The sequence below is a fragment of the Paenisporosarcina sp. TG20 genome (assembly GCF_000286315.1).
Taxonomy (GTDB): domain Bacteria; phylum Bacillota; class Bacilli; order Bacillales_A; family Planococcaceae; genus Paenisporosarcina.
In genome coordinates this window covers 1-2,778 of the sequence record NZ_ALJG01000099.1, presented here as the reverse complement: position 1 = coordinate 2,778, position 2,778 = coordinate 1, and the positions used below count along the sequence as shown (strand labels likewise).

General features: G+C 36.1%; 4 protein-coding genes. All 4 read left to right on the top strand.

Features of this window, described 5'->3' with window-relative positions:
- Window positions 1-244: 244 nt before the first annotated feature.
- The 4 genes from B371_RS24375 to B371_RS23690 all read left to right on the top strand — a co-directional run bounded on the left by B371_RS24375 (window position 245) and on the right by B371_RS23690 (window position 2,683).
- Entirely contained in the window at window positions 245-424 is a 180-nt protein-coding gene (locus B371_RS24375) for a YfhE family protein (protein ID WP_019412443.1), read from the top strand.
- Between the two features lie 137 nt (window positions 425-561).
- Window positions 562-1,260 carry a 5-oxoprolinase subunit PxpB gene (pxpB, locus tag B371_RS0100775; RefSeq protein WP_019412442.1) on the top strand — a complete coding sequence of 233 codons (699 nt, stop codon included), beginning with the start codon at window positions 562-564 and terminating at the stop codon, window positions 1,258-1,260.
- Complete coding sequence (locus tag B371_RS0100770; RefSeq protein ID WP_019412441.1) at window positions 1,247-2,257, top strand: biotin-dependent carboxyltransferase family protein; 1,011 nt, start codon at window positions 1,247-1,249, stop codon at window positions 2,255-2,257. Before pxpB ends, B371_RS0100770 begins: the two co-directional genes overlap by 14 nt.
- A gap of 252 nt (window positions 2,258-2,509) precedes the next feature.
- On the top strand, window positions 2,510-2,683 hold the full coding sequence (locus B371_RS23690) for a hypothetical protein (RefSeq protein ID WP_019412440.1): 174 nt from the start codon (window positions 2,510-2,512) through the stop codon (window positions 2,681-2,683).
- Window positions 2,684-2,778: the final 95 nt, after the last annotated feature.

Below are 2,778 nucleotides of genomic sequence, written 5' to 3'. Positions count from 1 at the left end.
GGGCTTACCTTGCCCGGTTTTTCTTATTAGGTATCCGTCGTGACAACAGTACAATATAATCTGGTAATAACCCGTTTGATTTAGACATGTTGACTGAAAAAGTCTAGAAATTATGGATTTGATTTAGTTTACCGTAGGAGAGGTATTTACAAACTCAAGATTGTGCGTCTCTTTTAGAATAAAGTGTGAATAACAAGGGAACAATTAGTTATTCAATCATTAATTATGAGAGGAGTGTTCAAAATTGAGTGAGAGAAAACCTCCACATCAGCAAATGTCTGAAGAGAACAACGGATTGTCTGATGCGCAAGAAGTTTTGTACAACGAAGAATTCAACAAAGCAGATAAAGCATCAGGCCTTAAAGTAGGAAATGGTACAAACAAGAAAACCGATGATAAAGTTGTAGAGAAATTGGATATCTAGATATGTATCTTCAAAACCCAGTCATTATAGCTTGTGACTGGGTTTTTCTTCATTAAAATACATATATAAATACTTGTAATAAAGTATCAATTTCTTTATAATTGCTAATAATTCAGAAAACGTTTGGAAGTGTGATAATGGAGTTAACATATTCACCGCTTGGTGATGATGCAATAGTAATTGAAGTAGGAAGCGATATTACTAAAGAAACAACCAACCTAGTTCGATCAATTACGAAACAACTAGAGGAAGCTACAAACGATGAAATAGTTGAAGTGATTCCTGCATTTACAACGGTGACTGTTTTCTATGAGGTTACTACACAATTTAAATATAAAGATATCAAGAACTTACTAGAAGAGACCTTAGTTGAGATGGAAGAGTTAGAAATAAAAGAACAGCGTACGGTAGAGATTCCTGTTTGTTATGGAGGGGATCACGGACCAGATTTGAAGTTTGTGGCATTACATAATAAGTTAACGGTTGAAGAAGTAATAGCAATTCATTCAAAAGGTACATATGCAGTAAATATGATAGGCTTTGCACCAGGATTTCCATTTATAGGTGGAATGAGTGGAAGTATTGCTACACCACGAAGGTCTACTCCAAGGCTTCGGATTCCTGAAAGGACTGTTGGGATTGCCGGTATACAAACAGGCGTTTATCCAATTGAAACTCCAGGGGGCTGGCAATTGATTGGTCGTACACCAATAGACCTATTTCTTCCGTATGAAAAAATCCCTAGCTTACTACAAGCCGGAGATCGAATCGTTTTTAAACCCATTACTCAAGAGGAGTATGATCAATGGGAGGGGAAATCTCATGCTACAGATTAACAAAGACGGGTTACAAACAACTATGCAAGACCTTGGAAGAACAGGTTTTCAAAAATACGGCGTAATTGCAAGTGGCGTCATGGATCCTTATGCACACCGTCTTGCAAATATCTTAGTTGACAACGAAGAGACCGAACCCACAATTGAAATTACATTAATGGGACCACATATAACGTTTCATTCAAACTGTGTATTTGCGCTGACGGGTGGTAACTTATCTCCTGCAATTGACGGAATACCAATTAAAATGTGGCGTCCTATAGTAGTGAAAAAAGGTTGTAAACTAACTTTTGGTAAGCCTATTTCAGGGTGTCGTGCTTATTTAGCGGTGGCTGGAGGATTTGATGTGCCAGAAGTAATGGGCAGTCGATCGACATACTTGCGCGCTGGTATAGGTGGATTTGAAGGACGAGCACTACAAAAAGGAGATATATTACAGCTTGGTGAATGTTCAACTTTAGTTAAAAATTGTTTAATGAGCATATCTAAGGAAGAAAATAAACTAACTTTTATTCAAATGGATTGGACCTTAATGGCCGAAGCAATTCCCACTTATAAAAAAGAAGCGATAGTACGGATAATTGATGGACGACAAGCACATTTATTCGATGAAAAAAGTAAGGATGCATTCTTTAATCAAGCTTTTCAAATTTCTTCGGATTCTGATCGAATGGGATATCGCCTTAATGGACAGAAACTTGCATTAAAAGAACCAAAAGAATTGATATCCGAAGCGGTATCATTTGGGTCTATTCAAGTTCCTTCAGATGGACAACCTATTGTATTAATGGCAGATCGGCAAACGACTGGAGGTTATCCGAAAATAGGACAAGTTACAACGGTTGACTTGCCAAAGGTTAGTCAATTAAAACCTGGAGAATATCTTCGTTTTGAAAGAATATCACTTGAAGAAGCCCAACATGATTTAATTAACGAAAGAGGATTAATTAAGGAATTAAAGCAATCAATTTCTCTAAAATTTAAGGCGCGTATATGATTTCAATGCCCACGATTAATAGTAGAGGAGTAAACCACTTAATTGGAAAAATAGCTCAATACGTAAAACAAAAGTACCACTCAGTCAAGTTGAATTTGATTAAGTGGTACTTTTGTATGTTAGAATGGGCAGAGATATATTAATTGAATCCTCGAAGCTTGCCTTTTTTCTTCGATTAATAAGGAATTTATACAATAAATCATATGACATGTACATAATAAAATATATTGTTTTCAGAAGGAGGTCTCTCTAATGAAGTTTGTTAAATCGAAAATGATGCAACTGGTAAAAGAGAACGAAGAGTTAAAAATACGTTTAAAATCAATCATGAAAGAACATGAGCTTGAGAAAACTTTAGCTCTAAAAGCGATGTACCATTCCGAAGTAGTAGAAGGAAAGTTTCAAGGGAAATACCAAGAACTTTAGTATTCAAGACAAGTCATTTTTCAAGTGCGATTGCTTAAGTGGACGGAGTAGATATGTTAAGCTTTTTATAGGACAGGACTCGGGACATTGGATCT

Bases quoted from the DNA above. Each gene is read 5' to 3' on its own strand.
- B371_RS0100770 (WP_019412441.1), top strand. From the start codon at position 1,247: ATGCTACAGATTAACAAAGACGGGTTACAAACAACTATGCAAGACCTT.
- pxpB (WP_019412442.1), top strand. From the start codon at position 562: ATGGAGTTAACATATTCACCGCTTGGTGATGATGCAATAGTAATTGAA.
- B371_RS23690 (WP_019412440.1), top strand. From the start codon at position 2,510: ATGAAGTTTGTTAAATCGAAAATGATGCAACTGGTAAAAGAGAACGAA.